This is a genomic window from Geothrix fermentans DSM 14018 (assembly GCF_000428885.1).
Lineage (GTDB): Bacteria > Acidobacteriota > Holophagae > Holophagales > Holophagaceae > Geothrix > Geothrix fermentans.
The window spans coordinates 642,450-667,148 of record NZ_KE386810.1 but is presented as its reverse complement, the minus strand read 5'-3'; the positions used below and the strand labels follow the sequence as shown (position 1 = coordinate 667,148).

Sequence of the window (24,699 nt, the reverse complement as noted above, 5' to 3'; positions counted from 1 at the left end):
TCCGCCACCGCTACCTCAGCAGCAGCCTGACCATCAGGGGGGCCAGGGTGGCGGTGGTGATGCCGGCGAGGGTCATGGCGAGGCCCGCCATGGACCCTTGCCGCTCGCCCTCCATGAAGGCCATGGCCGTGCCCTGGCCGTGGGCGCCCGTGCCCATGGCCAGGCCGCGGGCCACGGGGACCTTGATGCCGGCCCAGGTCAGGAGGGTGCCCCCGAACGCGGAGCCCAGGGTGCCGGTCGCCACGACAATGGCGGACGCCAGCCCGGGGCTGCCGCCGTGGATCCCGGCGATCTCCACGGCGAAGGGGATCGTGACGCTCTTGGGCAGCAGCGAGAGGACCACCTCTCTCGGCAGGCCGGCCGCCAGGGCGATCAGCCCGGCGGTGAGCATGGACGCCAGAGAACCCAGGCCGACGCCCGCCGCGATCTCGCGGGCATGGCGACGGAGCAGGCTGCGCTGCCGGTAGAGGGGCACGGCCAGGCCGACGGTGGCGGGGCCCAGCAGCCAGGTCATGGCCTGCCGGCCAGGCACATAGGCTGCGTATGGGATCCGCAAGGCGAGCAGGGTGGTGATGACGAGCCCGGCGCCCAGCAGCACGATGTTCAGGAGCGGATGCCGGTAGCGGAGGTACAGGGCCTTGGAGAGCAGGTAGGACCCCACCGTCAGCAGGATGGTGAAGAGGATCATCAGTCCGCGCATGCCTTCCCTTTCGCCTCCATCCACTGGGCGATGGCGCCGGTCGCGAGGAAGGTCATGGCGGTGCTGGCGACGATGGCCAGGGCCAGGGCGAAGCCGTACCGGTAGAAGACCCCGCCCCAGTTCATCAGGTCCACGGCCACGGGGATGAAGAAGAACACCAGATGACTCCGCAGGAAGTCCGCGGCCTCCTGGACGTGCTCCAGGCGCACCAGGCCCAGGTTCAGCAGGACATAGAGGAGGACGATGCCCACCACGTTCCCGGGGATGGGCAGGTGGGCCCAGCGCGCGATCAGGTTGCCGATGTGGTAGATCCCGGCCAGGAGGGCGACCTGGCCGAGGAACCGCAGGTTCTTCTTCACGAAAGCCTCGAGCGAGCGTCGGCCTGTCCATGGATGAGGTCAGGCCGGCCTCTCCACTATGCCTCGGCAAGGGCTCTGGCGCTGAAGGTGAACCTGCGGGAGGCCTCTGGGGATCGTGCTGCCGGGGCGCCCAGGGGATTTTCCGCGCGGCTCAGATGACCTGGCTGATGTGCAGGGCCTGGAAGGCGCCTCCGCTCTGGTCCGCGGCGCGGGTCAGTTGGATCAGGCAGCCGGGGCAGGCGGTGACGACCACCTGGGCGCCGGTGCCCTGGATGTCCGCCTGCTTGCGCTGGAGGATGGCCGCGGCGGCGGCGGGATGCTCGAGGTGGAAGCTGCCGGAGCCTCCGCAGCAGCGCTCCTTCGCGCTCAGCTCGACCAGCTGTCCGGCCTGCTCCAGCAGCTGGCGGGGCTGGCGGCGGATCCCCTGGCCCCGGGCCAGGTGGCAGGGGTCATGGTAGGTGAAGGTGGCTCCGGGGAGGGCGCGGGGGCGGTACCCGGCCGCCACGAGGTACTCCGTCAGGTCCATGACCTTGGCGGCGAATCGCGCGGCCGGGCCCTCCCACTCGGGGTTACCCTCGAACCAGGAGGCCAGGTGCTTGAGGGTTCCCCCGCAGCTCGCGCAGTCGGTCACCACCAGGTCGGCCCCCTCGAAGGCCCGGATGTTCTCCCGCGCCAGCTCGAGGAAGGCCGCCCGCTGGCCGTGGGCGAGGTGGGGCAGGCCGCAGCAGGGGTGGTCCGGCCGCTGGAAGGCGGAGAGGCCACCGAGGATCCGTTGGGTGCTGCGGGAGGCGTCCGGGAAGAGCAGCTTCATGCCGCACCCCTGGAAGTAGGCCACCCGGGCGGTCGGGTGGACGGCCGGTGGGACCCCCGGGGCGGGGGCTCCGAGGAGGGCGGGACCCGCGCGCCGCGCGAGGTAGGACCTTCGCGACACCTCGCGGGGAACGACGCTGGAGGGCAGCAGGCGGTGAAGGCCCAGGAACCGCAGGCCAGTGAGAGCGGCGGCGCCCAGGGTGACCAGGCTGCGCCTGCGGAGCGTCCGCCCGATCAGCCGGCTTCGGAGCGGGGTGTGGCCCAGCGTGTCGGCGAGGGCCTGGCGCGCCTGGACCATGGCCTCGTCCGTGGGAACCTTGCCCGGACAGGCGTCGGTGCAGGCCCGGCAGAGGAGGCAGAACTCCAGCGCTTCCTGGGCCTCCCGGCCGGGCGCGAGGAGGCCTTCCGCCAGGCCCCGCACCAGGGCGTTCTTGCCCCGGGCGCTGGCGCGCTCCACATCCTGCACATCGAACAGGGGGCAGACCGGGAGGCAGGAGCCGCAGCGGTCGCAGCCCAGGACCTTCTGCCGCGCGGCCGCCAGAGGAGCGAGGCCGGCCTTCGGAGCGGCGCTCACCATATCTTCCCCGGGTTCAGGATCCACAGGGGATCCAGGGCTCCCTTGACGGCCCGGTGCGCCTCCAGGCTCACGGGTCCCACGGCCCCGGCGAAGTAGGGGCGCTTGCTGACGCCGATGCCGTGCTCGCCGGACAGGGTGCCGCCCAGCTCCAGAGCGGCCTTGAAGATGCCGTCCACCGCCTCGTGGGCCCGGGCCGCCTGGTCGGGGTCCGCCAGGTCGCAGAGCACGGAGGGATGGAGGTTGCCGTCCCCCGCGTGCCCGAACACCGGGATCCGCAGTCCTGTGGCCCGGGAGATGGCGTTGATGCGGCGCACCACCTCCGGGAAGGCGCTGCGGGGCACCGAGATGTCTTCGCCGAGCCGATTGGGGGCCATGGCGGCCACGGCGGAACTGAGCCCCCGCCGCTCGGCCCAGAGGGCCTCGGTCTCCTCCCGGGTGGCGGCGGCGCGGAAGCCGATGCGGCCCGCCTGGCCGGTGATGGCCTCGATGCGCCGGGACTGGGCGTCCAGGGCCTCGGGTCCGTCCCCGTCGATCTCGAGGATGAGGCAAGCGCCCGCCCCCGCCTCCAGGGAGGTCTTCCGGGCCAGGGCCACGGCCTCCAGGCAGGCCGCGTCCATGATCTCCGCGGCCGAGGGTGTCACGCCCTCCAGCAGCATGGCCTGCACCGCGGCGCAGGCCTCGTCCATGGTCCGGAACACCACCCGGAGAACGCCCCGGGCCTTGGGAAGAGGGCGGAGCCGGAACAGGGCCCTGGAGACGATGCCGAGGGTCCCCTCCGAGCCCACGAACAGGCCCGTCAGGTCGTAGCCGGTGACGTTCTTCACGGCCTTGCCCCCGGTCTCGAGCACCGACCCGTCGGCGAGCACCACCTCCAGGCCCATCACGTAATCCCGGGTCACGCCGTACTTCACGGCGCGCATGCCGCCGGCGTTCTCCGCGATGTTGCCCCCCAAGGTGGAGACCTTCCAGCTGCCGGGGTCGGGGGGGAAGAACAGGCCCTGGCGGGCGCAGTGGTCGTGGAGGTCGATGGTGCGGACGCCCGGTTCGGCGCTCACCATCATGTTGGCCGTGTCCAGCTCCAGAATGGAGGTCATGCGATCCAGGGCCAGGACGATGCCCCCCTGCAGGGGTACCGACCCGCCGGTGCGGCCGCTGGCGGCGCCGCGGGGGGTGACGGGGATCCGGCTGCGATGGGCCAGGACCATCACCCGGCTGATCTCGGCGGTGGTCCGGGGGCGGACCACCACCTGGGGCACGGTGCGGGTGTCCAGGGGCAGGAATGAGGCGTCGTAGGAGTAGCCGAAGACTTCCAGCGGCGACTCGATGACGTTCTCCCTCCCCACGGCCTCGCGGAAGCCTTCCAGGAGGTCGGGTTCGAGGGCGGTGCAGGTCGTCATGGGATCACCGCGTCAGGCCGAGCCAGTACCAGTAGGTCAGGGAGACCAGGGACATGAACCCCGCCGCCAGCAGGCTCATGACGGCGCCCGTCCGGATCATCTCCCGGGAGGTGACGTGGCCGCTGCCCATGGCGACGGCGTTGGGCATGTTGGTGACCGGCAGCAGGTACTGGTGCTGCATGTTCATGCCGAGGATCAGGGCGAAGGCCATGGGATCCACGCCGATGGCCAGGGCGTGGGCGATGATGATGGGCGTGAGGGCCGTGGTCTTGGGCCCGCCTCCGGTGAAGAAGATCTGGAGGGCGGTCACGACCCAGATGAGGATGATCACCTGCAGCACGTGCGACATTCCGCCGATGGGCCCCAGGAAGACCCCGGCCATCCACTTGGCCGCGCCGGAGGTCGCCAGGGCGGTGCCCAGGGAGAGGCCCGCACCGTAGAGGACGAACACGTTCCAGGGCACCCGGGTCTGGGCTTCCTTCCACTTCATGATGCCCTTGCCCGGCCAGAGCAGGGCGATGACGGAGGCCGCCCCCACGAGGACGACGTTCACCTTGTGGAAGGCGTCCGTGGCCCAGAGGAGGAGGGTCAGGAGGAAGACCACCAGGGTGTATTTCTCCGCAGCCGAGAAGGGGCCGAGGGCCTCGAGCTCCTTCCGGATGTAGTCGGCGCCGCCACTGGCGGCCTCGGCTTCAGGCGGCCACATCCAGCGGATCACGTACACGCTGAGGAACGCCAGCAGGAAGGCCGGCACGCCACCCACCTTCAGCCAGTGGGACCAGGAGACGGCACGTTTCGTAGCCGCCTCGATGAGGCCCGCGGTGATGGGGTTGCCCACATGGGCCGTGAGCACGCCCAGGCTCATCATCGTGCCGCTCATGGCCACGATGAACATCAGGGCCTTCATGGTGTTGCTCTTACCGGGCTCGGCCTTCACCGCCTGGCCGATGCCGAGGATGATGGGAAGCATCAGCAAGGTGCGGGCCGTGATGGAGGGGACCAGGAAGGTCATGACCGCCATCACCAGAGCCACCGCCCAGTAGATGCGGATGATGTTGCCTCCCGCCCGGGCCACGAGCCAGAGGGCCACGCGCCTGGAGAAGCCGGACTTCTCCATGGCCCCGGCCATGATGAAGCCGATGACGATGAGCCATAGCGCGGTATTGGAATACCCGCCGAAGGCGGCGGCCAGGGGCACAGCCTTCAGCACCGCCAGCAGGAACACGATCACCAGGCCGCTGAGGGCGTCTTCCAGCGCTTCCGTGACCCACACCACGATGGCGAAGACCGCCACGCCGATGGAGGCCTTTCCCTGGGGGCTGAGGCCCGGGATGGCGGGGGTCAGCCAGAGGATCGCGGCGAGCAGCGCGAACGCGCCCACCAACGATGCGATTTTCCTTGGGCCCATGTCGGTCCTCCTCGGATGCCGGTGTCCGGGCCCCTCGGCCCGCCACAGGCATCAAATCGCGACGAGGGGGTCCCCAAACACTCCGGCCTGACGAACGGCCCCTGGGGTCCGACGAACGGCCCGTGGCGGCGCCTCAGAGTCGGAAGTGGGCCCTGATCCGCTCGGCGTAGGCCCGGCCCACCGGCACCTCGACGGCCTTCTGGTCGCGGGGGCCCCGGAGCTTCAGCAGGTAGCCGTGGTTGAACCAGGGCGTGAGCTGGTGGACCTGGTCGAGGTTGACGATGAAGTTGCGGTGGCAGCGCAGGAACATCCGGGGGTCCAGCTGCTCCTCCAGGTCCCGCAGGCTGGCCCTGATGGGCCACTGGCGCCCATCGAGGGTCTCGACGAGCACCTCCCGCTCCCGGGCCTGCACCAGGCGGATGCTGGCCACGGAGACCACCTCCAGGCTGGCCCCATGCTCCACCAGGAGGTTGCGGGCCCAGGAACCTTGGTCTGGGGCCGGCCCCGTCGGCGGCGGCTGGATCCGCGCCGCCACCCGCCGGAGGTCCTCGGCGTCGAAGGGCTTGAGGAGGTAGTCCAGGGCCCTCACCGAGAAGGCCTCGAGGGCAAAGGAGGCATGGGCGGTCACGAAGACCACCTGGGGCGGATGGGGAAGGGCCAGCAGGCGCCGCGCCACCTCCAGGCCATCCATGCCCGGCATGTCCACATCCAGGAAGACCAGGTCGGCCCCCTCGGCCTCCAGGAAGGCCAGCGCCGAGGGGCCGTCGTGGTACACCCCCACCACCCAGGCCCAGCCCTGCTCCTCCAGCAGGCACTTCAGCTCCCCGCAGATGATTGGCTCGTCGTCCACCAGCACGGCCTTGAGGCGCTTCATGGGGCCTCCTGAAGGGGCAGGTCCAGCAGGGCCAGTGTCCCACCACCGCCCGGGGCCCGGGCGAGCGTGAGACCGGCCGGGCTGCCGCACAGCAGCTCCAGGCGCCGCTGGAGGTTGCGCAGTCCACTCCCCTCCCCGTAGGCCTCGGGCTCCCGGCGGTTGATCCGGTCCAGGCGCTCCTGGGAGAGGCCCAGCCCGTCGTCCTGGACCCGGATACGCAGCCGGCCGGCCTCCAGCCCGGCGGCCACCTCCACCCGGCCGCCCTCCGGCCGCGGGCCGATGCCGTGCTTGATGGCGTTCTCCACCAGGACCTGAACTGAGAAGACGGGCACGAGGGCGCGGGAAAGGGCGGGATCCACATCGATCCGGCTGGCGATCCGCGGCCCGAACCGTGCCTGCTCGATGCCCAGGTAGAGCTCCACCGTCTTCAGCTCCTCCGCGAGGGGGATCTGCTCCTCCCGGCGGTGCAGGGACCGCCTCAGGAACTCGGAGAGCCGCTTCACCACCTCGCGGGCCCCATCCGGGCTGACGCGGGTCAGGGCGCCGATGGTGGCTAGGGTGTTGAAGAGGAAGTGCGGATTGACCTGGGCCCGGAGGGCCTGGAGCTCCGCCTGGACGAGGAGGGCCTGGTTGCGGGCGTCGGCCGTGGCCTTCTCCTGCTCCCGGTAGACGTCCTTGACCACCAGGAGGAAGAGGGCGACTGCGGCGGCGTTCGCCAGGATGGTGGGCGCCGCGATGGTCTTCTCGAGCGTCCAGGCCAGGTCGAAGGGCTTGGACATGGTCAGGATGCAGGCCTTGAGGACGAGTTCCCCGGCCACCCCGGTGAGGAAGGCCACGGGAACGGTGATGCGGCGGTAGCCCAGGCCGGCCTGGACCCACCCGCCGATGAGGCCGGCCAGCACATTGGCCACCAGGGCGGCCAGGGCGGTGTAGCCCCCCATCGCGCAGCGGGCGAGCCCGCCGAGGATGCCGGCGCCGGCCCCCACCAGGGGGCCTCCGATCAGACCCCCGGCGATGGGGCCGACGATGCGGGTGTTCGCGAGGGCCCCGTGGATGGGCAGCCCCAGGAAATTGCCCAGGACCGAGAACAGGCCGAACACGAGGGTGAGCACCAGCGTGTCGAGGCGCCGGGAGCGGGATCCCGTGAGCGCCCGGCGCACAGCGCTCAGGCGGGTCACGAGGTAGGCGCCCATGCCGTTGAGGGCCAGGTTGCGGAGGATATCCCACAGCAGCCTGCCTTCGAACGGACCCCACGAGAAGTTCGTCCAGTCCATCATCCGCCCCAGTATCCACGGCCGGGACGGCCCGACCAAGGGCACCCCCGGCCTCGGCGCGATGCAGCAGGGCCCGGATCTGCCGTTTCCGGCAGGTCCGGGCCAGGATGTCGGGCCGAGCGATGGAGCTAGAAGGCCACCAGCAGCGCCGCCACGACCGTGTTGCCGCCCTGCTCGCCGGTCTCGGTGCCCAGCGGCTTGAGGAAGTTCTTGCTGCGGGCGATGTAGTTGACCTTGAAGTTGGCGGCCTTCACCTTCTCGGGGATCCAGGCGTAGGTGTAGCCGACGGTGACCTCGGTGTACTTGGGCTCGAAGTCGGTGCCGGTGGGCAGCCCCGTGGCCACGTTGGTGGTGTAGGGGTTGGTGGCCGTGTACCAGTCGTCGCCGCTGTTGAGGTTCATCATGTCGTAGCGGGCCAGGAAGCTGTGGTGGCCGAAGGTGTAGCCGCCGGTCACGTAGTAGCTCTGGAACTTCTGGTCCAGGTGCTCGCGCTTCACCGCGGGGGCGCTGGCGGCGAGGGTGGCGAAGCGGCGGCCCAGCAGGCCGGTCATGTACTCCGCCGTGAAGGTCCAGGTGCCGTCCTGGTAGGCGTAGAAGGCGCCCAGGTTGGTGGTCTTGTCCTTGTTGTCGTAGATGGCGGCCTGGCTGGGCCAGACGCCCCCGGGGTTGGCCGCGATGGAAGCCGGGGGATTGCCCTTGTCCGCCACGTCGGTGGTGCCCTGGAGGGTGTAGGCGCCGAACTTGTGCACCTTGCCCAGGCTGAAGTCCAGGCGGAGGACGAAGTCCTTCTGCGCGTTGGTGTCATTGGCCTTGCCGGCGACTGCATCGTTCATGCCGTTGAACACGGCCGCGGTGACCTTGCCGGCGAAGCCCTTGGGATCGCCGTAGGAGAAGCCGAGGGCGAGGCCCCGGTCGCGCTTGTCGCCGAACATCCGGCCCAGCTGGCTGCGCTCGGCGAAGAGCAACTCGGTGGAGCTCGTCACGCCCTCTAGGGTCTGGAGGTTCTTGAACTGGCCGGCCTTCACATCGAAGCCGGCGATGGGCTTCCAGACGATGAAGGCATCCTGGAGGATGTTGGGATTCGACGTGCCGGTGGAGATGGAGGGGTCGAACATGACTTCGTAGTCGACGCCCTCGGCGACGTTGCCCGAGACCTTGATCTCGGTGCGGCGGATCGTGAAGGTGTTCTCCTTGAACTCGCTGCGGAGGTTGTAGTACCCGCCGGGGGCCGCGCTGTTGCGGCGGAGGTTGCTGTCCGTCATCTGGGTGTACCAGAGCTGGATGTCGCCGCCGATCTTCGCCGTCTGGGCGGAGGCCGGGAGGGCGGCGAGGGCGAGGGCGGCCAGGCCGAGGTTGCGGGTGCGCTTCATGGGATCTCCTAGGGGGCCGTTGGGCCGACGGAGAAAAGGTTCCCGGTTGCCTGTGACGCAGTCGCGAAGACTCGGGTCCGTCCATGTGCCGGTGGCGTGAATTCCCGGCGGGGCCGCCTGATTTCTATCCGGCTGGAAGGATTTGGTGTGGCGGGTTTCTTGCGAAGTCTCTTAATTTGACCAGCCCATTCCCGGTATTCCTGGATTGAAGGGCCGATATGAAATCAACCTGGGGGGAGGCTGGATCGCCGGCCCGGAACCCAGGTGCCGGGGGTGTCGCCACACCTTTGTGTCCCGCATCACAACCGTCGGAACTTTCCGTTCATTTTTGATAGACGCAACGTGGCCCCGCGTTTAGCTTGAATCCGTTTGATCCACCCCGATCCTGTGTGACTGATGTCCCGGACATCTGGTGGTCTGACCTGATCCCGATCCCCCCTTATCAATCCCTCCAACCCTCCCTTAATAGGAGCCCATCCATGAAGATCACCCGCCTCGCAGGCGTCGCCGCCCTTCTCGCCGCCGGCTTCACCCAGGCCCAGGCCCAGGACGTGAAGCTCACCGGCGTCCTCATCGAGTTCTGGCAGACCCAGATGCTGGACAGCAACCTGCGGAACAACACCCAGGCCAAGCCCGGTGGCGTCTCCAACTACTACGGCCTGGACTCCCGGTTCACGGAGAACACCTTCGCCGTGAAGCGCGCCGAGATCTACCTCAACGGCAAGATCACCGACGACGTCAGCTGGAACCTGATGTTCGACCCGAACAACTCCACCTCCAGCGTCGGCAACAACGTGCTGCAGGATGCGGTCATCACCTGGAACATCGGCAACGGCTTCTCCGTGAAGGCCGGCCAGTTCAAGATGCCGACCACCTATGAAGCGACCATGGTCGCCGCGACGAACATCCTCTTCTTCGAGCGCAACCAGATCAACCGCGTGTTCGGCGACAAGCGCGACCGCGGCGTCTGGGGCATCTACGCCTTCGGTGATGCCAAGGGCTGGAACGGCAAGTTCAACGTCGCCGTCTCCAACGGCACCACCGATGACGGCAGCGGCGGCAAGAACAACGACCTGAACGCCCAGAAGGACTGGACCACCCGCCTCGAGCTGGCCTACGGTCCCGAGCACAAGTTCGGCGCCTACTACCGCGAGGGCCTCACCAACCTGAAGGACTCCACCTACAACGCTTCCTCCGCCTGGACCACCGCCGGCTACGTCAGCGCCGCCCAGATCAAGGACAACAAGGACAAGACGACCCTCCTGGGCGCCTACTACGCCTTCGACAACGCCACCTGGCACGCCAGCGCCGAAGTCGCCACGGGCCTCCTGGGCCGCCGCAACCCCACCCTCTTCGCGGCCGCCACGACCAACCCCAGCCGCGAGCACCTCGACCAGAAGTTCCTCGGCTACGCCATCGACGGCGCCTACAAGATGGGCCGCCACTGGTTCACCGCCCGCTATGACGTGCTGAACTACAACACCGGCGACGACTGGTACACGGCCACCAACCCCTACACCACCGCCGTGGCGACGGGCCTGCCCACCGGCAACGATCTCGAGCCCAAGTACACCGAGATCACCGTGGGCTACAACCTCCTCTTCAACCCCGCCAAGTACAGCGCCGGCAAGCTGAAGCTGGACTACGTGCACCGCAGCAAGAACTTCCTCCTCCCCCGCGCGGGCCAGACGGGCGAGCAGGGCGGCGACAGCCTCGTGGCTTCGCTCATGATCGGCTTCTGATCGACGCATCCAACCTGACGGATCTTGCCGTCGCAACACCACGGAACTCTTGGGTCACAACCCACGGGTTCCGTGGTTTTTTTGGGTGCGGATGGGTGTAGACTCCTGGATACCTTCCACCCACATCTCTTTTGCACTGGAGCTGCCATGCGAAAGCACCTCTTGGCCCTGGGCGCCGCCATCGCGCTCTCTCCGTGTCTCATGGCGCAGAAGATCGGCGTCATCAATTCCATGAGCGGTCCCGAAGCGCCCATCGGGGAGAACATCACCAACGGCATCAAGCTCGCGGACGAAGACCTCAAGAAGAAGGGCATCAACATCCAGCTCGTGTGGGAGGACGACACGGGCAAGCCGCAGATCTCCATGAGCGCCATGGAGAAGCTGGCCACCCGCGACAACGTCGTGGGCGTGGTGGGCCCCTACACGTCAGCCTGCTCCAACGCCGTGGCCAAGCTCGCCGAGAAGTACCGCGTGCCCCTGCTGATCCCCGCCGCCGCCAAGGAGGAGATCACGCGCCAGGGCCTCAAGCATGTCTTCCGCATGAACGCCCCTGCGGACAAGTACGCCTCCAGCCTCATCGACGCGGCTCTGGCCCTCGGCAAGCCGAAGTCCATCGCCTTCATCTACGAGAACACCGACTTCGGCACCTCCACCACCAAAACCGCCAAGGACTACGTGGCAACCAAGGGCATCCAGGTGGTCGCGGACGAATCCTATCCCAAGGGCGCGGCCGACTACCGCTCCACCCTCGCCAAGGTGAAGTCGAAGAACCCGGACCTGGTCTTCATGGTGTCCTACGTGGCCGACGCCATCCTGCTCATGCGGCAGTCGAAGGAGGTGGGCCTCCAGCCCCAGGCCTTCCTGGGCGCGGGCGCGGGCTTCACCACCGCCGAGTTCGCCAAGGAGAAAGCCATCTCGGAGAACGTCATCTCCTGCACCCAGTGGACGAGCGACGTGAACTGGCCCGGCGCGAAGGAGTTCGGAGCCCGCTACAAGGCCAAGTTCGGCAAGGAGCCGACCTACCATGCCGCCTGCGCCTACGCCTCCATGATGATCATGGCGGAGACCGCCCGGAACTCCGGCGGCGACCGGGTCAAGACCCGCAACGCGCTGAAGGCCGGCAAGTGGAACGGCGTCATGGGCGAGGTCCAGTTCTCGGACTACGAGGGCTTCACCAACCAGAACAACCACCAGATGCTGGTGCAGCAGATCATCAAGGGGGACTACGAGACCGTGCTGCCTGCCAAGTTCGCCACCAAGAAGGCCATCTTCCCCTTCCCCAAGTGGAAGTAGGTCAGGTCTGAGCGGGGGCGCCGCGAGGCGCCCCCTTCCATCCATCTCCAGGAGCCCTACGCGCCCATGGCTGTATTCCTGCAATCTCTCATCAGCGGCGTCCTGATCGGCGGCGTGTACGCGCTTATCGGCATCGGCCTCACGCTCATCTTCGGGGTGATGCGGGTGGTCAACTTCGGCCATGGCGACATCATGATGGTCGGGATGTACCTCACCTATCTGCTGTTCACGCTCATGGGCGTGGACCCCTTCGTCTCGGTGCTCATCAGCTTCCCGCTGATGTTCCTCTTCGGGGGCTTCCTCCAGAAGGTCTTCATCAACCGCGTGCTCAATGCCGTCGCCCAGAACCAGATCCTGCTGACCATCGGCCTGGGCCTCATCATGAGCAACACGGTGATGCTGATCTTCACCTCGGACTACAAGATCCTCACCACCTCGTACTCCTCCTCCACCATCCAGGCGGGCGGAGGGGTCTCCATCTCCACGCCCCTGCTGATCTCGTTCCTGATCACGGCGGCCATCACGGCGGCCCTGGGCTGGTTCCTGATGAAGACGGACACGGGCCAGGCGATCCGGGCCACGGCCCAGGACAGGGACGCGGCCCAACTCATGGGCATCAACGTCAGCCGCATGTCCGTCATCGCCTTCGGCCTCGGCGCGGCCCTGGCGGGCACCGCCGGCGCCCTGATCTCGCCGACCTACTACATCTTCCCCCAGGTGGGCGGGACCTTCACCCTGAAGGCCTTCGTCATCACGGTGCTGGGCGGCATGGGCAGCGTGGTGGGCGCGACCCTCGGCGGGATCCTCATCGGCGTCACCGAATCCATGAGCGCGGTCTACATCTCCTCCGGCTGGAAGGATGTCGTGGTCTTCGTGCTCTTCCTGCTCGTGCTCCTCTTCAAGCCCTCGGGCCTGATGGGCAAGTCGCGGACCTGAGGAGGACGACATGAACAAGACCATTCTCAAGGCTCTGATCGGCCTCATCGTCCTGGCGGCCCTCCTGGCGGTCCCCCGCTACGTGGACAGCCCCTACGCGCTGCACATGATGATCCTGCTCTTCCTGAGCGTGTCCCAGGGCCAGAGCTGGAACATCCTGGGCGGCTACGCGGGGCAGCATTCCGTCGGCCACGCCGCCTACTTCGGCGTGGGCGCCTACACGACCATGATGCTCATGCACGCCAAGCAGGTCGTCCCCTGGGTAGGCGTCTGGGCCGGCATGGCGGCCGTGGTCGTGGTGGCGCTCATCATCGGGAGCATCTGCTTCCGTTTGCGCGGCCCCTACTTCGTGCTGGCCTCCATCGCGGTGGCCGAGATCATGCGCCTGTCCGCCATCAACCTCACCACCCTCACCAACGGGGCCGAAGGCATCCTGGCCACGGAGATCCCGGCCTTCAAGATCGGTGAGACCGTGGTGACGGAATTCCTCACCAAGGTGCCCTTCTACTACATCGGCCTCTTCCTGGCGCTCCTCACCATTGCGGTCACCTACTGGGTCCAGCACTCCAAGCTGGGCTACTACTTCCAAGCCATCCGGGAGGATCAGGACGCGGCCCACTCCCTGGGCATCCACATCGCGGTCTACAAGAACATCGGCCTCGTGATCTCGGCGGTCCTGACCTCGCTCGCGGGGAGCTTCTACGGGATCTACGTCGGGTTCGTGGATCCGCCCACGGTGCTCGGGCTGGATGTCTCCGTCCAGATCATGCTCATCTGCATCATCGGCGGCATGGGCACCCTCTGGGGCCCGGTGCTCGGATCCCTGATCCTGGTACCCCTGTCCGAGGCCCTCCGCAGCAACATGATCACCGACCTGCTCGTGAAGATCGGCCTGGTCAGCGTGGACTCGAAGGTCGGAGTCTTCCTGAAGGAGAACCTCGCCCATGCGCACGTCCTCCTCTACGGCATCCTCGTGGTGCTGGTGATCCTCTTCATGCCGGATGGGCTCATGGGCTTCGTCAAGAAGCTGGCGGCGCGCCGGCATCGGGAGGCGGTCTGATGGCCATCCTGGAGATCAAGAACGTCAGCAAGTTCTTCGGCGGCCTCGCGGCCAATTCCAATGTGTCCTTCTCCGTGGAGGAGGGCACGATCATGGGTCTCATCGGACCCAACGGCGCGGGCAAGACCACGCTGTTCAACTGCATCACCGGCTACTACCCCCCCTCCAAGGGAGAGGTGCTCTTCGATGGCCGCCGCATGAACGGCCTCCAGCCCGACAAGGTGTGCAAGCTCGGCATGGTCCGGACCTGGCAGAAGGTCCGGCCCCTTGCCAAGCTGTCGGTGGTGGACAACGTGATGGTGGGCGCCCTGGCGCGCACCTCCTCCCTGAAGACGGCCCGGGAGATGGCCATGGAACAGCTCAAGGTGGTCCGCATGGAACACCGGGCCGACTTCCTGGCCGGCGGCCTGCCCATCGGCGAGCGCAAGAAGCTCGAGGTGGCCCGGGCCCTGGCCACGCAACCCAAGCTCCTGCTTCTGGACGAGGTCATGGGCGGCCTCAACCCCGCTGAAAGCGAGGAGATCATCGGCCTCATCCTGGACATCAAGAAGCACGGGCTCACGCAGATGGTCATCGAGCACGACATGAAGGCCATCATGCGGATCTCCGACCGGATCGTGGTCCTCACCTCCGGCGAGAAGCTGACCGAAGGCACCCCCCAGGAGGTGGTGAGCAATCAGGACGTGATCGACGCCTACCTGGGTGAGAGCCATGCTTAAGATCGAGAAGCTGAACTTCGCCTACGGCGACCTGAAGGTCCTGTGGGATGTGGATCTGGAAGTGAACGAGGGTGAGATCGTCACTGTGGTCGGCGCCAACGGCGCCGGGAAGTCCACCACCCTCAAGAACATCTCCCAGCTGGTGAAGCCTTCCTCCGGGAAGATCACCTTCGACGGCAGGGATCTGGGGAAGATGGCCCCCCACCACGTCGTCGAGGCCGGCATCGTCCAGGTGCCCGAGGGGCGCCGCATCTTCCCCGAGATGACCGTGATGGAGAACCTCCGCATGGGGTCCTACGTCAAGGCCACCCGCAAGGACCGCCAGAAGAACATCGACTGGGTGTTCAAGCTGTTCCCGCGCCTCAAGGAGCGCGAGAAACAACTCGGCGGCACCATGTCCGGCGGTGAGCAGCAGATGCTGGCCATCGCCCGGGGCCTCATGGCCAACCCCAAGGTCCTGCTGCTGGACGAACCCTCCCTGGGCCTCTCCCCCCTGCTGGTGAAGAACATCTTCGACATCATCACCGGCATCAACAAAGAGGGCGTTACCATCCTCCTCGTGGAGCAGAACGTCTACCAGTCCCTCCGCATCGCCCACCGTGCCTACGTCATGGAGACCGGCCGGGTGGTGTTGACGGGCCGCGGCGAGGAACTGCTCAACAACGAACACGTGAAGAAGGCCTTCCTGGGCATGTGAGGAGATTCCCATGAGCACGAGCACCGTTTCCCAGTGGATGACCAAGAACCCGGTCACGATCAGCGAGGACGCCTCGATCATCGAGGCCATCCACCTGATGAAGGAGAAGGGCATCCGCCGGCTTCCCGTCATGGCCAAGGGCCACCTCGCGGGCCTGATCACGGAGCGGATGATCAAGGACTACACCCCAGGCAAGGCCACCTCCCTGGACACCTGGGAAGTCCACTACCTGCTCTCCAAGACCGCCGTGAAGGAGGTCATGAACGCCCACCCGCACACCGTGACGCCGGAGACGGACCTGGCCACGGCCGCCCAGTCGATCCTGGACCACAAGCTGTACGGCCTGTGCGTGGTGGATGCCAAGGGCAAGCTCGTGGGCATCATGTCCGTGGGCGACATGCTCAAGGCCGTGGTGGAGTTCGCCAAGGCCGGCAAGTAGCCGGCGCGGGGGCTGGGATTCCCGGGCCACCCGCCCGCGGCCGGAGGGCCGGGGGCGGGTTGACCCCGGTGCCGGATCCCCGGGAAGATCGAGGGGCGATCCCCCTTTGCCGGAGGCCCCTTGAGCCTTGCTCGACGTCTGCGCGACATCCGTGATGGCTTTGAACGCCCCTTCTGGGTGGCGAACGTCAGCGAACTGTTCGAGCGCCTCTCGTACTACGCGGCCTTCGCCTCCCTCGCCCGGTACCTGAACGAGTCCCTGGGTTTCCCCACCCAGCATGCCAGCAGCCTGGCGGGCCTCTTCGGCGGCCTGGTGTGGTTCCTGGCGGCCTTCGGCGGCGCCATCGCGGACCGTCTCGGATTCCGCCGGGCCCTCTCCCTGGCCTACCTGATCCTCTCCGGCTCCTACTTCCTGCTGGGCTCCCTGGGATCGGCCTGGATGGGACCGGTGCGCGGGGCTGTGCCCCTGAGCGCGCTGGTGGCCTTCCTCCTGATGCTGCCGGCCCTGGGCATCGCGCTGGTGAAGCCCGCCGTGGTGGGGACCACGGCCCGCGCCTCCAAGGAGAACGTCCGGTCCATCGGCTACTCGATCTACTACACCCTGGTGAACATCGGCGGCGCGGCCGGGCCCTACGTGGCCTCCTACGTCCACCGGCACATGAGCGTCGAGAACGTCTTCCGCGTGGCCGCGGTGAGCGTGTTCCTGATGTTCTTCGCCGTCCTGATCCTGTTCAAGGAACCGCGCAAGGAGGGCGACGCGCCGGTCCCCTCCCTGAGGGAGACAGGGCGGAACTTCCTCACGGTGGTCTCGAACCCGAAGTTCATGCTGTTCCTGCTCATCTTCACGGGTTACTGGGTGGTGTACTGGCAGGAGTTCATCACGCTGCCGCTCTACGTGGTGAAGTACGTCGATCCCAAAGCCGACACGGAGCTTCTGCTGGCGACGGGCCCCCTGGTGGTGATCACCCTCACCGTGCTGATCAACCTGGCCACCCAGAAGATCGCCTCGGTGAAGGCGGTGACCCTGGGCACCCTCATGTCCTCCCTGGCCTGGCTGGTCCTCATCTTCGTGCCCAGCGTGACGGGCGTCATCCTCACGCTGGTGTGCGTCGCGCTGGGCGAGATCGTGCAGTCGCCGCGGTACTACGAGTACATCTCGCGGCTCGCCCCCCCGGGGCAGCAGGGCACCTACATGGGCTTCGCCTTCCTGCCCATCGGCCTGGGCTCCTTCATCGGCGGATGGTTCGGCGGCAAGCTGATGCACCACTTCGGGGAGGTGAAGCGGGCGCCGGCGGGGATGCTCTGGACGATCATCGGCGTGGGCGTGCTCACGGCCGCCCTGTTGTGGATCTACGACCGGGTGATGTCGCCGAAGGAAGCCTGATCACAGGTACTTCGACAGGAACTCCCACATGGCCTGGAAGCGGGCCCAGTTGTGCTGGGGCGCCCTCGGGCTGTGGTCCGAGCCCGGCAGCAGCACGAGCTGGGTGGGGGAGCCCGCCTTCTGGAGGGCGTCGATGAGCATCACGGTGTTCTGGGGATGCACGTTGTCGTCCAGGGTGCCGTGCAGGAGGAGCAGGCGGCCGGAGAGGTTTCCGGCGGCCTTCAGCACCGAGCTGGTGTCGTAGCCGGCCGGGTTGTCAGCGGGCAGGCCCATGTAGCGCTCGGTGTAGATGCTGTCGTAGAGGTGCCAGTCCGTCACCGGGGCTCCGGCGATGCCCAGCTTCCAGGCCCTGCTGTGGGTCAGTGCGTAGGTGGTCATGAAGCCGCCATAGCTCCAGCCGTCCAGGCAGATCCGGTCCATGTCGGCCCAGCCCTGCTGCTTCAGCCAGGCGTGGCCGTCCAGCAGGTCCTGGAGCTCCTGGGCGCCCAGGTTGCGGTGGATGCCGTAGGCGCTGGCCACGCCCTTGTTGGAGGCGCTGCGGTTGTCGCAGATCCAGGTGGCGATACCCTGCTGGGCCAGGAACTGGTACCAGGGCATGTCCCGGCTCCAGGCGTTCCGCACCACGGGCGAGGCCGGCCCGCCGTAGATGTACTGGAACACCGGGATCTTCTTCGCGGGATCGAAGTCCGGGGGCAGCACCAGGAGCGTCTCCATGGGGAAGCCGTCGCGGGTCTTCACCTGCTGGAAGCTCACCTTGCCGAGCTTCAGGGCCTTCCAGGGGCCGGCGGGGTTGGCGTCGATGAGGCGCACCAGCCGTCCGGCGCCGTCGCGGAGGGCCTGCTGGGGGGGCGTCTGGATGTCGCTCCAGGTATCGAGGAAGGCCGTGAAGGCCGCATTGAAGCGGACGCGGTGGGTGCCGGGGCGCTCTGTCAGCCGGGTGAGTCCCTTGCCGTCCAGGCCGATGCGGTAGGCATCCTGGTCGATGGGGCTGCGCTCCGTGGCGTCGAAGTACAGCGTCCGGCCCGCGGCGTCCAGGCCATGCACCTGCCGGACGTCCCAGTCTCCGGCGGTGACTGCGCCCAGCAGCTGGGCGTCCTTCCCGTAGCGGAAGACGTGGTGGTGGCCCGTGCGGCCGGACTCCCAGAGGAAGCCGCCGTCCGGCAGGAAGCGGGGCAGGGGCAGGCGCTCCTGCCAGGCCCGGCCGTTCTCCCGGATGAGCCGCTTCGAGGCGGCGCCGTCGTACCGGCGGAGATCCAGCCAACTCTGGACGCGGTCCTGGTGGATGGCCAGCAGGCGGCCCTCCGGATCCCAGCCCACCTGCACGATGAGGGTCTCCTGGCCCGGGTAGGGCTCGTCCATCCAGGTGGTGGTCCCGGCGAGGTCCACCACGCCCAGCCGGGTCACGGGGTTGGGGTCTCCGGCCTTGGGGTAGCGGGTGGCCACGGCCTTCTGGGGCTGGAAGCGGTCGTCCATGAGCGTGTAGACCGGCACCTTGGATTCATCCAGGCTGAGGTAGGCCAGGCGCTTCGAGTCCGGCGCCCACCAGAAGGCGCGGAAGCTGCCGCGGCCGTAGACCTCCTCCTGGTACACCCAGTCCAGGCGCCCGTTGAGCAGCGTCTCGCTGCCACCCGTGGTGAGGCGGGTCTCCCGGGCGGTGGCCACGTCCGCGCGGTAGAGGTCGCTGCCCCGGAGGTAGGCCACCTGGGTCCCGTCAGGACTGAAGGCCGGCTCCTCAGGTTTCCCCCCTGCCAGGCGCTTGGCTGCGCCCGCCTTCACGTCCACCAGGAAGAGCTCCTCCGCCACGTCCAGGAGGAAGGCGCTGTGGTCCTCGTTCCAGGTGAGGCCGCCCCGGCCCAGGGCGGCCCTGGCGGCGGATTCGCCGGCGCCCGCGGCCACCAGGGCCGCCTGGAGGCGGTTGGATTCCAGGAGGGGCTTCCGCTCCCAGGTGGCTGGATCCACCCGGTAGAGGGCCACCTGGTCCCCGGTCCGGCGGGTCTCCACCAGGGCGCCGTCCGGCAGCCAGGCCAGGCGGGTCGGTGGCTGGCCCGCGTAGGCCACCCGCTTGGCGGGGTGGGCGACGGCTTCGAGGGTGAGCCGGCCGGCGCCCTGGCCCAGCAGGACAGGGGCGAGGATCAGGCAGGCCAGGATGGCGCGGACGGACATGGAGGCTCCAGGGGATCTTCCATGTATATCGGAAAACGAGGCGTCGTCAGCCCTCAGCTTCCACCAACGAGATCTCCACCCAGGCCAGGGTCCCCGTGGCGAGTGGAACCAGGCCCATCCGGCCGCCCATCAGCTGGACGATGCCCGCGGCCAGGGGCAGGCCGATCCCGAGGCCGCCCCGCCGCCGCCGGAGGCTCCGCTCCTCCTGCTCGAAGGGCTTCAGCAGCCGCTCCCAGTCCGGGGGCAGGCCCGGACCCTCATCCTGGATCTCGAAGCGCAGGCGCCAACTCCGGCCCTCGGGACGGGTGGTCATGCGGAAGGACACGGTGCCGCGCTCGGTGAAGCCCAGGGCATTGTCGAGGAGGGCTTCCAGGGCCTGGAGGAGGCGGGCGGCATCGCAGACCAGGGGCGCCGGAAGCGCTTCCAGGGTCACCTCGGCCTCCAGTCCCTTGGTCCGGACCCGGGCCTCCAGGCTGTTCCCGAGCCGGGCCAAGTGGGCGCCCAGATCCGAGGGGCCCGGCCGCAGGGCCAGGGTGCCCTGGGTGAGGCCCGAGTAGTCCAGGAGCCCCTGCACCAGATGGCCGAGGCGCATGGTGGTCTCCTGGGCCTGGCCGAGGATGGCGGCCTGGTCCTCCCGGGGCTCCAGGTCCCGCAGCATCTGCAGCTGGCCCCCCAGCACCTGCACCGGCGTGCGCAGCTCGTGGTGCGCGTTCTCCGTGAAGGCCTCCTGGGCCAGGCGCAGCCGCTGCTCGGCCTCCAGGGCCTTCCGCTGCTCGCGGATGATGCGCGACTTGGCCGACACCGCGCTGAAGAGCGCGAGCCAGGCCAGCACCACCACCACGAAGGTGCTGAGCGTGAAGATCAGGAAGAGATGGGCTTCCTGCACAGGAACACCTTGGCGAGGGAGATCTGGTAGAAGACGATCACGAGTCCGTTCACGAGCCAGGGAAGAGGCAGCAGGTGCGGCGGCAGCGTCCTCAGGAAGAAGTTGGAGCTGGCGTTGAAGATCAGGGTGGCTGAACCGTAGATCAGGATCGCACCGTCCAGCCAGAACTCGGGCTTGCTTGAGAGGGCCTCGTCGTCGTCCTGGAGGATGAGTCTGCGCAGTTCATAGGTTCCCAGCCCCGTGAAGATCAGGCTCTGGGTGGTGGTGAAAAGCGCATTCCGGAGGAACAGCCCGTTCAGGAAGACCCCGGCCACGGCGGCCAGCAGCCCGATCCCGAGGCAGGCCAGGTAGAGGGCCCTGCGCCGGGGTGTGGGCGTGGATGTCCTCGCCAGGACCCAGAGCAGTCCTGCGAAGACCAGGGGCTGTGAGAGGTGCCGGAACCACTGGTTGTTCCGGTGGGACATGGCCAGGGCGATGAAGATGGCCCCCTGGAGCAGGTCGAAGACCTGGACGGCCAGGTAGCTCCGCATCCAGGAGGGGCGATGGAACCCCCCGCGGACCCGCGCCCAGGCGAAGGCGAGCATGGGCGCCAGGATGAAGGGGTCGAACAGGTAGAGGAAGATCCAGCGGTACAGGGGTCTGATCACCGGGACACCCGAATCCTCAAGGGGCTCAGAGGAGGCTGGAACCCGCGCAGTACGGCGGACAGTCGTGGCTGTTCTGGATGAACAGGGAGGAGGCTCCGGCCAAGTCTGCGCCTTGCTCGTCCACCGCCACCATCACCATCGTCGGCGAATGGTCCGCGTGCCGGGCATGGTAGATGCGGATGCCGGCGGCGCCGGGCTGGGCCAGGAGCTGCTCGAAGGCGCTGCGGTTGAAGGCCGAGGACCGGTGCGCCCCGGCCGCCGCCTGCGCGTGAAAGTTCCGGACGAGGCCCTCGGCCTCCTCGCGGGTGATGCGGTGGTCTCGGGCGGGGTCGAAGGCCTGGGTGGACACAGGATGCTCCTGGGTAGCAGCCGGGGGGCTGGTCGGGGGGGAACAGAGGGAGGTTCCCCCCCATCAGACCCGAAGACTCGGCACCTCACAAGATGCATCTGGGGTCTGCCAGGTCCTCAGTTGGGCAGGTGCGGCCGGGTGAGGTTGCGGTGCCCGCCGGCGGTCACCAGCAGGTTGTCCTCGATCCGGATGCCGCCGCAGGGGGTGAGCTCGTCGATGAGCTTCCAGTCGAACTTCGCCTGGTGCTCGTTCTCCCGGAAGGGGCGAAGGAGCATGGGGATGAAGTAGAGGCCCGGCTCCACGGTGAACACCTGGCCGGCCTCGATGATGCGGGTGGTGCGAAGCGTCGGATGCTGGGCCGGCGGGGGGGCCAGGGTGCCGTCGGGGGCGCCCTGGCGGCCGGCCACGTCATGCACCTGGATGCCCAGGTGGTGGCCCAGGCCGTGGGGGAAGAAGGGGCGGCTCAGGCCCTTCTCCACCGCCTCTTCGGGGCCAGCCTTCAGGATGCCGTGCTCCTTCAGGAGGCCTGCGATGGCCAGGTGCCCCAGGTGATGGAAGTCTCCGTAGGGCATGCCGGGCTTCACGGCGTCGCAGAGCCCGAGCTCGAGCTTCACCATGCCGTCCACCAGGTCGGCGAAGCGGCTGTCGCAGTGGGGCGCGGCCACGGTGCGGGTGATGTCGGAGGCGTAGCCGCGGATCTGGGCGCCCGCGTCGATGAGCATGACGGAGCCGTTCCTGACGGCGGGGCGCTTGTGCTCGTAGTGGAGGATGGCGCCCTTCTCGTTGAGGGCCACGATGCTGCCGTAGGGCATCTCGTGATCCACGATGCCCATGGCCTGGATGTAGGCGTAGTGGATCTCGAGCTCGCTGGCCCCCGCCAGGAAGGCGGCCCGGGCCGCCAGGTGACCCCGGGCGGCCAGCACCGTGGCCTCCTCGATGCACTGCACTTCATAGGCGGACTTGTTCGTGCGGTGCCAGTCCAGCCGGGCCGTGAGCCCCGCGGGGTTCAGCTCCAGGTCCGCGGCTCCCGCCTGGTCCGTTTCGTTGCCGAGGTAGGCCGCCCGCTCCAGGGTGCCCACCCGCTTCCAGACCTCCTCGACGGTCCCCACCTCCTCGAGGTCGAACTCGGCGGCCCAGAAAGGGTTCCCCAGGGGCAGCTGCTCGTACCAGAAGTCCTCGGGGGCGTAGCGGATGAGGCGCGGGCGCTGGCCGGGCCGCACCACCAGGGCGTGGTGGGGGCCCGCCATGGGGCACCAGTGGGCGAAGTGGGGGATGGGATGGAAGGGGGCGTCCTGGTCGTCGGCGAAATGGGTGTAGACCTTCCCGCTGGAGATCACCAGGGCGTCGAAGCCGGTTTCGGCCAGGGCTTCGGCCGTGGTGCGCTGGCGCTCGGCGATGTGGGCGTGGAAGAGGGGGGCGAGGTCGGTCATGGGGCGTCCAGGTGGGGGGTCGGGGGGCAGGGGCGTCCGCTCATAGGAAACGGAGCGGTTTTTCCTCAGGGGCGAAGCCGTGCCGCACGGCCTTTTCGTAGAAGAGGGCGAGGCTCTCGCGCTCGGCTTCGCCCAGGGTGTAGCTGATGTTCTCGGTAAGGTACTCGTGCAGCTCGATCTTGGTCCAGCCGATGCTGCGCCGGGCCTCCTCGATGATGGCCGGCAGCTGGGAGCGGCCGATCTCGTAGCTCTTGTGGAAGAAGGAGGCCACGCCGCCGGGCACCGGCAGCTGGGGGGCGTTCTTCCGGACCAGCCACAGGGCGAAGACGAAGGGCAGGCCCGTCCAGGCGTGCCACTCCTCGGCCAGGTCCAGCACGAAGAGCCCCTGCTTGGGCGCCCGCATGGCCGAGTCGCCGATCATGATGGCGGCGTCGTGGGCCTCCAGCATGGCCGGCAGGTCCGGTCCCATGTCCGTGATCTCGGGGCTCACGCCGTAGCGCTCCCGGAGGATGAGCTGGCCCAGCACCACGCTGGTGCGGCTGGAGGTGTCCAGGGCCAGTGTCCGGATCTGCTCGGGGGGCACCTTGGAGAGGATCACCACGCTGCGCACCCGCTTCGGCGAGGCGATGCAGAGGCCCGGGACGATGAGCAGGTCGGGGATCCGGAGGTACTCGATGGAGCTGACGATGCCGGCGTCCACATCGCCGGACCGGAGGCGGTCCGCGCAGGCCGAGGGGAAGTGGAACTTGAGGTGGAAGTGCTCCCAGCCCAGTCCGTGCTTGAATCCGTGGTTCAGGGGTGCGGCGTTCAGGTAGTCGATGATGGAGAGGCGGAAAGGTTCACTGGCCATGGAAACAGTCTAACGACCCTGCGATGATTCCCTGATGGTCCTCTGGCACTACGAGCTGAACACCCTGATGGGCGCGATGCGGGCAGCCTTCGACTGCCGCGGACGCCTGCGGGAGCTGGCCGTGGAGGGTCTCGATCCGCGCAAGACCAGCCCCCTGCCGCCCAAGGAGCAGCGCGAGGCCAAGCGCTACCTGGACCGCCAGCTGGACGCCTACCTGGCGGGCACGCTGCGCACCTTCACGGTGCCCGTGGATCCCCAGGGTTCGCCCATGCAGCTGCGGATCTGGGACACGGTGCGGACCGTCCCCTACGGGCAGTCCCGGCGTCCGGCGGATCTGGCCGCCTGGCTGGGGGTGGACGAGGACCTCATCGTCATGGCCTGCGCGGCGAACCCCATCGTGGTGCTGGTGCCCTCGCACCGGGTGGTCCTGCCCGGGGAGGGCCCTCTCCCCAAGGCCCTGCGGGAGCTGGAGTCGGGCATGGGCTGGCGGCGGCCCTGATCCGACGCAACAAAAAACCGTGATTCTGGCATGCTGGTGCCCATGAACGGGCCCTTCCACCTGCTGCCCACCCCGCTGGGGGACCTGGGCGCGGCCTTCGACGGCGAGGGGCGCCTGTCCCACCTGGTGCGGCTGCACGGCCAGCCGCCTCCGGTGCCCGCCGGCCCCCCACCCAGGAGCCTGCCCTTCCTGAAGCGGCAGCTGGAGGCCTACTTCTCGGGGAACCTCCGGGACTTCAACATCCCCATGCATGCGGAAGGCACCGAGTTCCAGGCGCGGGTCTGGAAGGAACTGCAGAAGATCCCCTACGGCCAGGCCATTTCCTACCTGGAGCTGGCCCGGCGCCTGGGCGACGAGAAGTGCATCCGGGCCGCGGCCCGGGCCAGCGGGGCCAACCCCATCTCCATCCTCATCCCCTGCCACCGCGTCATCGGCTCCGATGGTTCGCTGGTGGGCTACGCCGGGGGCCTGGACATGAAGGAGTTCCTCCTGCGCCTCGAGGGCGTGCTGCCCAAGGCCCCGCCCCAGCCGAGGCTGCCGCTGGAATGGGAATAGGCGACCTCGTTACCGGCGGACCCCGGCCCGGAAAGATCACCACGAAGAGCACGAATGCGCCCTTCCAGGCGCGAAAAGGCCACGAATGGGTTTCGACCCACCGCAACATCCCTTTGCGGGCGGCGGCCACGGCGGCTCCTGGAAGCCGCACTGTGCCGCCGCCCACAAAGCCGGGCGCGGCGCGCCCGGGGGCCGAAGGCCCGGATGTCTTTGGCAGGATGCTGGGGCCTGCCTTCGTGGCCTTCACTTGCTCCTTCGTGTCCTTCGCGGAGGCTGTTGAGG

At 68.1% G+C, this 24,699-nt stretch carries 24 protein-coding genes; 10 read left to right on the top strand and 14 right to left on the bottom strand.

The features are described from left to right. Nucleotides 1-10: 10 nt before the first annotated feature. The 8 genes from G398_RS0113605 to G398_RS0113570 all read right to left on the bottom strand — a co-directional run bounded on the left by G398_RS0113605 (nucleotide 11) and on the right by G398_RS0113570 (nucleotide 8,769). The gene (locus G398_RS0113605; protein ID WP_026854006.1) at nucleotides 11-700 is read right to left on the bottom strand and encodes an LrgB family protein; all 690 of its coding nucleotides are present in this window, start codon (nucleotides 698-700) and stop codon (nucleotides 11-13) included. After that, nucleotides 688-1,059: a CidA/LrgA family protein gene (locus tag G398_RS0113600; RefSeq protein ID WP_026854005.1), complete on the bottom strand. Its 372-nt coding sequence runs from the start codon at nucleotides 1,057-1,059 to the stop codon at nucleotides 688-690. The genes G398_RS0113605 and G398_RS0113600 overlap by 13 nt, the downstream gene beginning before the upstream one ends. Before the next feature lie 151 nt (nucleotides 1,060-1,210). Further along, nucleotides 1,211-2,443 (bottom strand): (Fe-S)-binding protein, encoded by a 1,233-nt coding sequence (locus G398_RS22060; protein ID WP_211229093.1) that lies wholly within the window; start codon nucleotides 2,441-2,443, stop codon nucleotides 1,211-1,213. Beyond that, entirely contained in the window at nucleotides 2,440-3,843 is a 1,404-nt protein-coding gene (locus G398_RS0113590; RefSeq protein WP_052571974.1) for an FAD-binding oxidoreductase, read from the bottom strand. The genes G398_RS22060 and G398_RS0113590 overlap by 4 nt, the downstream gene beginning before the upstream one ends. Before the next feature lie 4 nt (nucleotides 3,844-3,847). After that, on the bottom strand, nucleotides 3,848-5,251 hold the full coding sequence (locus G398_RS0113585) for an SLC13 family permease (RefSeq protein WP_026854002.1): 1,404 nt from the start codon (nucleotides 5,249-5,251) through the stop codon (nucleotides 3,848-3,850). A 133-nt stretch (nucleotides 5,252-5,384) separates the two neighbouring features. Continuing rightward, the gene (locus tag G398_RS0113580; RefSeq protein WP_026854001.1) at nucleotides 5,385-6,125 is read right to left on the bottom strand and encodes a LytR/AlgR family response regulator transcription factor; all 741 of its coding nucleotides are present in this window, start codon (nucleotides 6,123-6,125) and stop codon (nucleotides 5,385-5,387) included. Next, on the bottom strand, nucleotides 6,122-7,399 hold the full coding sequence (locus G398_RS19925) for a LytS/YhcK type 5TM receptor domain-containing protein (RefSeq protein WP_169720673.1): 1,278 nt from the start codon (nucleotides 7,397-7,399) through the stop codon (nucleotides 6,122-6,124). Before G398_RS19925 ends, G398_RS0113580 begins: the two co-directional genes overlap by 4 nt. Before the next feature lie 128 nt (nucleotides 7,400-7,527). Continuing rightward, nucleotides 7,528-8,769, bottom strand: coding sequence for a porin (locus G398_RS0113570; protein ID WP_026854000.1), 1,242 nt, complete (start codon nucleotides 8,767-8,769; stop codon nucleotides 7,528-7,530). Nucleotides 8,770-9,248: 479 nt separating this feature from the next. Here G398_RS0113570 and G398_RS0113565 point away from each other — a divergent pair, with 479 nt between their 5' ends. From G398_RS0113565 to G398_RS0113530, 8 genes are all read left to right on the top strand, one after another. Continuing rightward, the gene (locus G398_RS0113565) at nucleotides 9,249-10,511 is read left to right on the top strand and encodes a porin (protein WP_026853999.1); all 1,263 of its coding nucleotides are present in this window, start codon (nucleotides 9,249-9,251) and stop codon (nucleotides 10,509-10,511) included. A 147-nt stretch (nucleotides 10,512-10,658) separates the two neighbouring features. Continuing rightward, a complete protein-coding gene (locus G398_RS0113560; RefSeq protein WP_026853998.1) occupies nucleotides 10,659-11,804 on the top strand; it encodes an ABC transporter substrate-binding protein in 1,146 nt (381 codons plus the stop codon). Nucleotides 11,805-11,870: 66 nt separating this feature from the next. Further along, complete coding sequence (locus tag G398_RS0113555; protein ID WP_026853997.1) at nucleotides 11,871-12,740, top strand: branched-chain amino acid ABC transporter permease; 870 nt, start codon at nucleotides 11,871-11,873, stop codon at nucleotides 12,738-12,740. Between the two features lie 10 nt (nucleotides 12,741-12,750). Then, nucleotides 12,751-13,800 carry a branched-chain amino acid ABC transporter permease gene (locus G398_RS0113550; protein WP_026853996.1) on the top strand — a complete coding sequence of 350 codons (1,050 nt, stop codon included), beginning with the start codon at nucleotides 12,751-12,753 and terminating at the stop codon, nucleotides 13,798-13,800. Continuing rightward, nucleotides 13,800-14,519 (top strand): ABC transporter ATP-binding protein, encoded by a 720-nt coding sequence (locus G398_RS0113545; RefSeq protein ID WP_026853995.1) that lies wholly within the window; start codon nucleotides 13,800-13,802, stop codon nucleotides 14,517-14,519. The genes G398_RS0113550 and G398_RS0113545 overlap by 1 nt, the downstream gene beginning before the upstream one ends. After that, nucleotides 14,512-15,216 (top strand): ABC transporter ATP-binding protein, encoded by a 705-nt coding sequence (locus G398_RS0113540; RefSeq protein ID WP_026853994.1) that lies wholly within the window; start codon nucleotides 14,512-14,514, stop codon nucleotides 15,214-15,216. The genes G398_RS0113545 and G398_RS0113540 overlap by 8 nt, the downstream gene beginning before the upstream one ends. A gap of 10 nt (nucleotides 15,217-15,226) precedes the next feature. Further along, on the top strand, nucleotides 15,227-15,655 hold the full coding sequence (locus tag G398_RS0113535) for a CBS domain-containing protein (protein ID WP_043484984.1): 429 nt from the start codon (nucleotides 15,227-15,229) through the stop codon (nucleotides 15,653-15,655). Nucleotides 15,656-15,775: 120 nt separating this feature from the next. Next, entirely contained in the window at nucleotides 15,776-17,038 is a 1,263-nt protein-coding gene (locus G398_RS0113530; RefSeq protein WP_169720672.1) for an MFS transporter, read from the top strand. Here G398_RS0113530 and G398_RS0113525 read toward each other — a convergent pair whose 3' ends face one another. From G398_RS0113525 to G398_RS19920, 6 genes are all read right to left on the bottom strand, one after another. Beyond that, nucleotides 17,039-19,201 (bottom strand): S9 family peptidase, encoded by a 2,163-nt coding sequence (locus G398_RS0113525; RefSeq protein WP_026853991.1) that lies wholly within the window; start codon nucleotides 19,199-19,201, stop codon nucleotides 17,039-17,041. Between the two features lie 46 nt (nucleotides 19,202-19,247). Next, nucleotides 19,248-20,087 carry a sensor histidine kinase gene (locus G398_RS18530; protein ID WP_026853990.1) on the bottom strand — a complete coding sequence of 280 codons (840 nt, stop codon included), beginning with the start codon at nucleotides 20,085-20,087 and terminating at the stop codon, nucleotides 19,248-19,250. After that, nucleotides 20,063-20,734, bottom strand: coding sequence for a hypothetical protein (locus tag G398_RS20900; protein ID WP_026853989.1), 672 nt, complete (start codon nucleotides 20,732-20,734; stop codon nucleotides 20,063-20,065). The genes G398_RS18530 and G398_RS20900 overlap by 25 nt, the downstream gene beginning before the upstream one ends. 25 nt (nucleotides 20,735-20,759) lie before the next feature. Further along, nucleotides 20,760-21,083 (bottom strand): hypothetical protein, encoded by a 324-nt coding sequence (locus G398_RS0113510; RefSeq protein WP_026853988.1) that lies wholly within the window; start codon nucleotides 21,081-21,083, stop codon nucleotides 20,760-20,762. Between the two features lie 116 nt (nucleotides 21,084-21,199). Continuing rightward, a complete protein-coding gene (gene pepQ, locus G398_RS0113505; RefSeq protein WP_026853987.1) occupies nucleotides 21,200-22,513 on the bottom strand; it encodes a Xaa-Pro dipeptidase in 1,314 nt (437 codons plus the stop codon). A gap of 40 nt (nucleotides 22,514-22,553) precedes the next feature. After that, nucleotides 22,554-23,363 carry a menaquinone biosynthetic enzyme MqnA/MqnD family protein gene (locus tag G398_RS19920; RefSeq protein ID WP_052571969.1) on the bottom strand — a complete coding sequence of 270 codons (810 nt, stop codon included), beginning with the start codon at nucleotides 23,361-23,363 and terminating at the stop codon, nucleotides 22,554-22,556. 34 nt (nucleotides 23,364-23,397) lie between these two features. Between G398_RS19920 and G398_RS19915 the strand changes: the two genes are divergently transcribed. After that, complete coding sequence (locus G398_RS19915) at nucleotides 23,398-23,862, top strand: methylated-DNA--[protein]-cysteine S-methyltransferase (protein WP_052571966.1); 465 nt, start codon at nucleotides 23,398-23,400, stop codon at nucleotides 23,860-23,862. 30 nt (nucleotides 23,863-23,892) lie between these two features. Beyond that, nucleotides 23,893-24,417 carry a methylated-DNA--[protein]-cysteine S-methyltransferase gene (locus G398_RS18515; protein WP_052571964.1) on the top strand — a complete coding sequence of 175 codons (525 nt, stop codon included), beginning with the start codon at nucleotides 23,893-23,895 and terminating at the stop codon, nucleotides 24,415-24,417. Nucleotides 24,418-24,699 lie beyond the last annotated feature (282 nt).

What these genes read in the sequence shown, in the direction of transcription:
- G398_RS0113605 (WP_026854006.1), bottom strand. Translation starts at nt 700, where the DNA reads ATGCGCGGACTGATGATCCTCTTCACCATCCTGCTGACGGTGGGGTCC.
- G398_RS0113590 (WP_052571974.1), bottom strand. Translation starts at nt 3,843, where the DNA reads ATGACGACCTGCACCGCCCTCGAACCCGACCTCCTGGAAGGCTTCCGC.
- G398_RS0113585 (WP_026854002.1), bottom strand. Translation starts at nt 5,251, where the DNA reads ATGGGCCCAAGGAAAATCGCATCGTTGGTGGGCGCGTTCGCGCTGCTC.
- G398_RS0113580 (WP_026854001.1), bottom strand. Translation starts at nt 6,125, where the DNA reads ATGAAGCGCCTCAAGGCCGTGCTGGTGGACGACGAGCCAATCATCTGC.
- G398_RS19925 (WP_169720673.1), bottom strand. Translation starts at nt 7,399, where the DNA reads ATGGACTGGACGAACTTCTCGTGGGGTCCGTTCGAAGGCAGGCTGCTG.
- G398_RS0113570 (WP_026854000.1), bottom strand. Translation starts at nt 8,769, where the DNA reads ATGAAGCGCACCCGCAACCTCGGCCTGGCCGCCCTCGCCCTCGCCGCC.
- G398_RS0113565 (WP_026853999.1), top strand. Translation starts at nt 9,249, where the DNA reads ATGAAGATCACCCGCCTCGCAGGCGTCGCCGCCCTTCTCGCCGCCGGC.
- G398_RS0113560 (WP_026853998.1), top strand. Translation starts at nt 10,659, where the DNA reads ATGCGAAAGCACCTCTTGGCCCTGGGCGCCGCCATCGCGCTCTCTCCG.
- G398_RS0113555 (WP_026853997.1), top strand. Translation starts at nt 11,871, where the DNA reads ATGGCTGTATTCCTGCAATCTCTCATCAGCGGCGTCCTGATCGGCGGC.
- G398_RS0113550 (WP_026853996.1), top strand. Translation starts at nt 12,751, where the DNA reads ATGAACAAGACCATTCTCAAGGCTCTGATCGGCCTCATCGTCCTGGCG.
- G398_RS0113545 (WP_026853995.1), top strand. Translation starts at nt 13,800, where the DNA reads ATGGCCATCCTGGAGATCAAGAACGTCAGCAAGTTCTTCGGCGGCCTC.
- G398_RS0113540 (WP_026853994.1), top strand. Translation starts at nt 14,512, where the DNA reads ATGCTTAAGATCGAGAAGCTGAACTTCGCCTACGGCGACCTGAAGGTC.
- G398_RS0113535 (WP_043484984.1), top strand. Translation starts at nt 15,227, where the DNA reads ATGAGCACGAGCACCGTTTCCCAGTGGATGACCAAGAACCCGGTCACG.
- G398_RS0113525 (WP_026853991.1), bottom strand. Translation starts at nt 19,201, where the DNA reads ATGTCCGTCCGCGCCATCCTGGCCTGCCTGATCCTCGCCCCTGTCCTG.
- pepQ (WP_026853987.1), bottom strand. Translation starts at nt 22,513, where the DNA reads ATGACCGACCTCGCCCCCCTCTTCCACGCCCACATCGCCGAGCGCCAG.
- G398_RS19920 (WP_052571969.1), bottom strand. Translation starts at nt 23,363, where the DNA reads ATGGCCAGTGAACCTTTCCGCCTCTCCATCATCGACTACCTGAACGCC.
- G398_RS19915 (WP_052571966.1), top strand. Translation starts at nt 23,398, where the DNA reads ATGGTCCTCTGGCACTACGAGCTGAACACCCTGATGGGCGCGATGCGG.
- G398_RS18515 (WP_052571964.1), top strand. Translation starts at nt 23,893, where the DNA reads ATGCTGGTGCCCATGAACGGGCCCTTCCACCTGCTGCCCACCCCGCTG.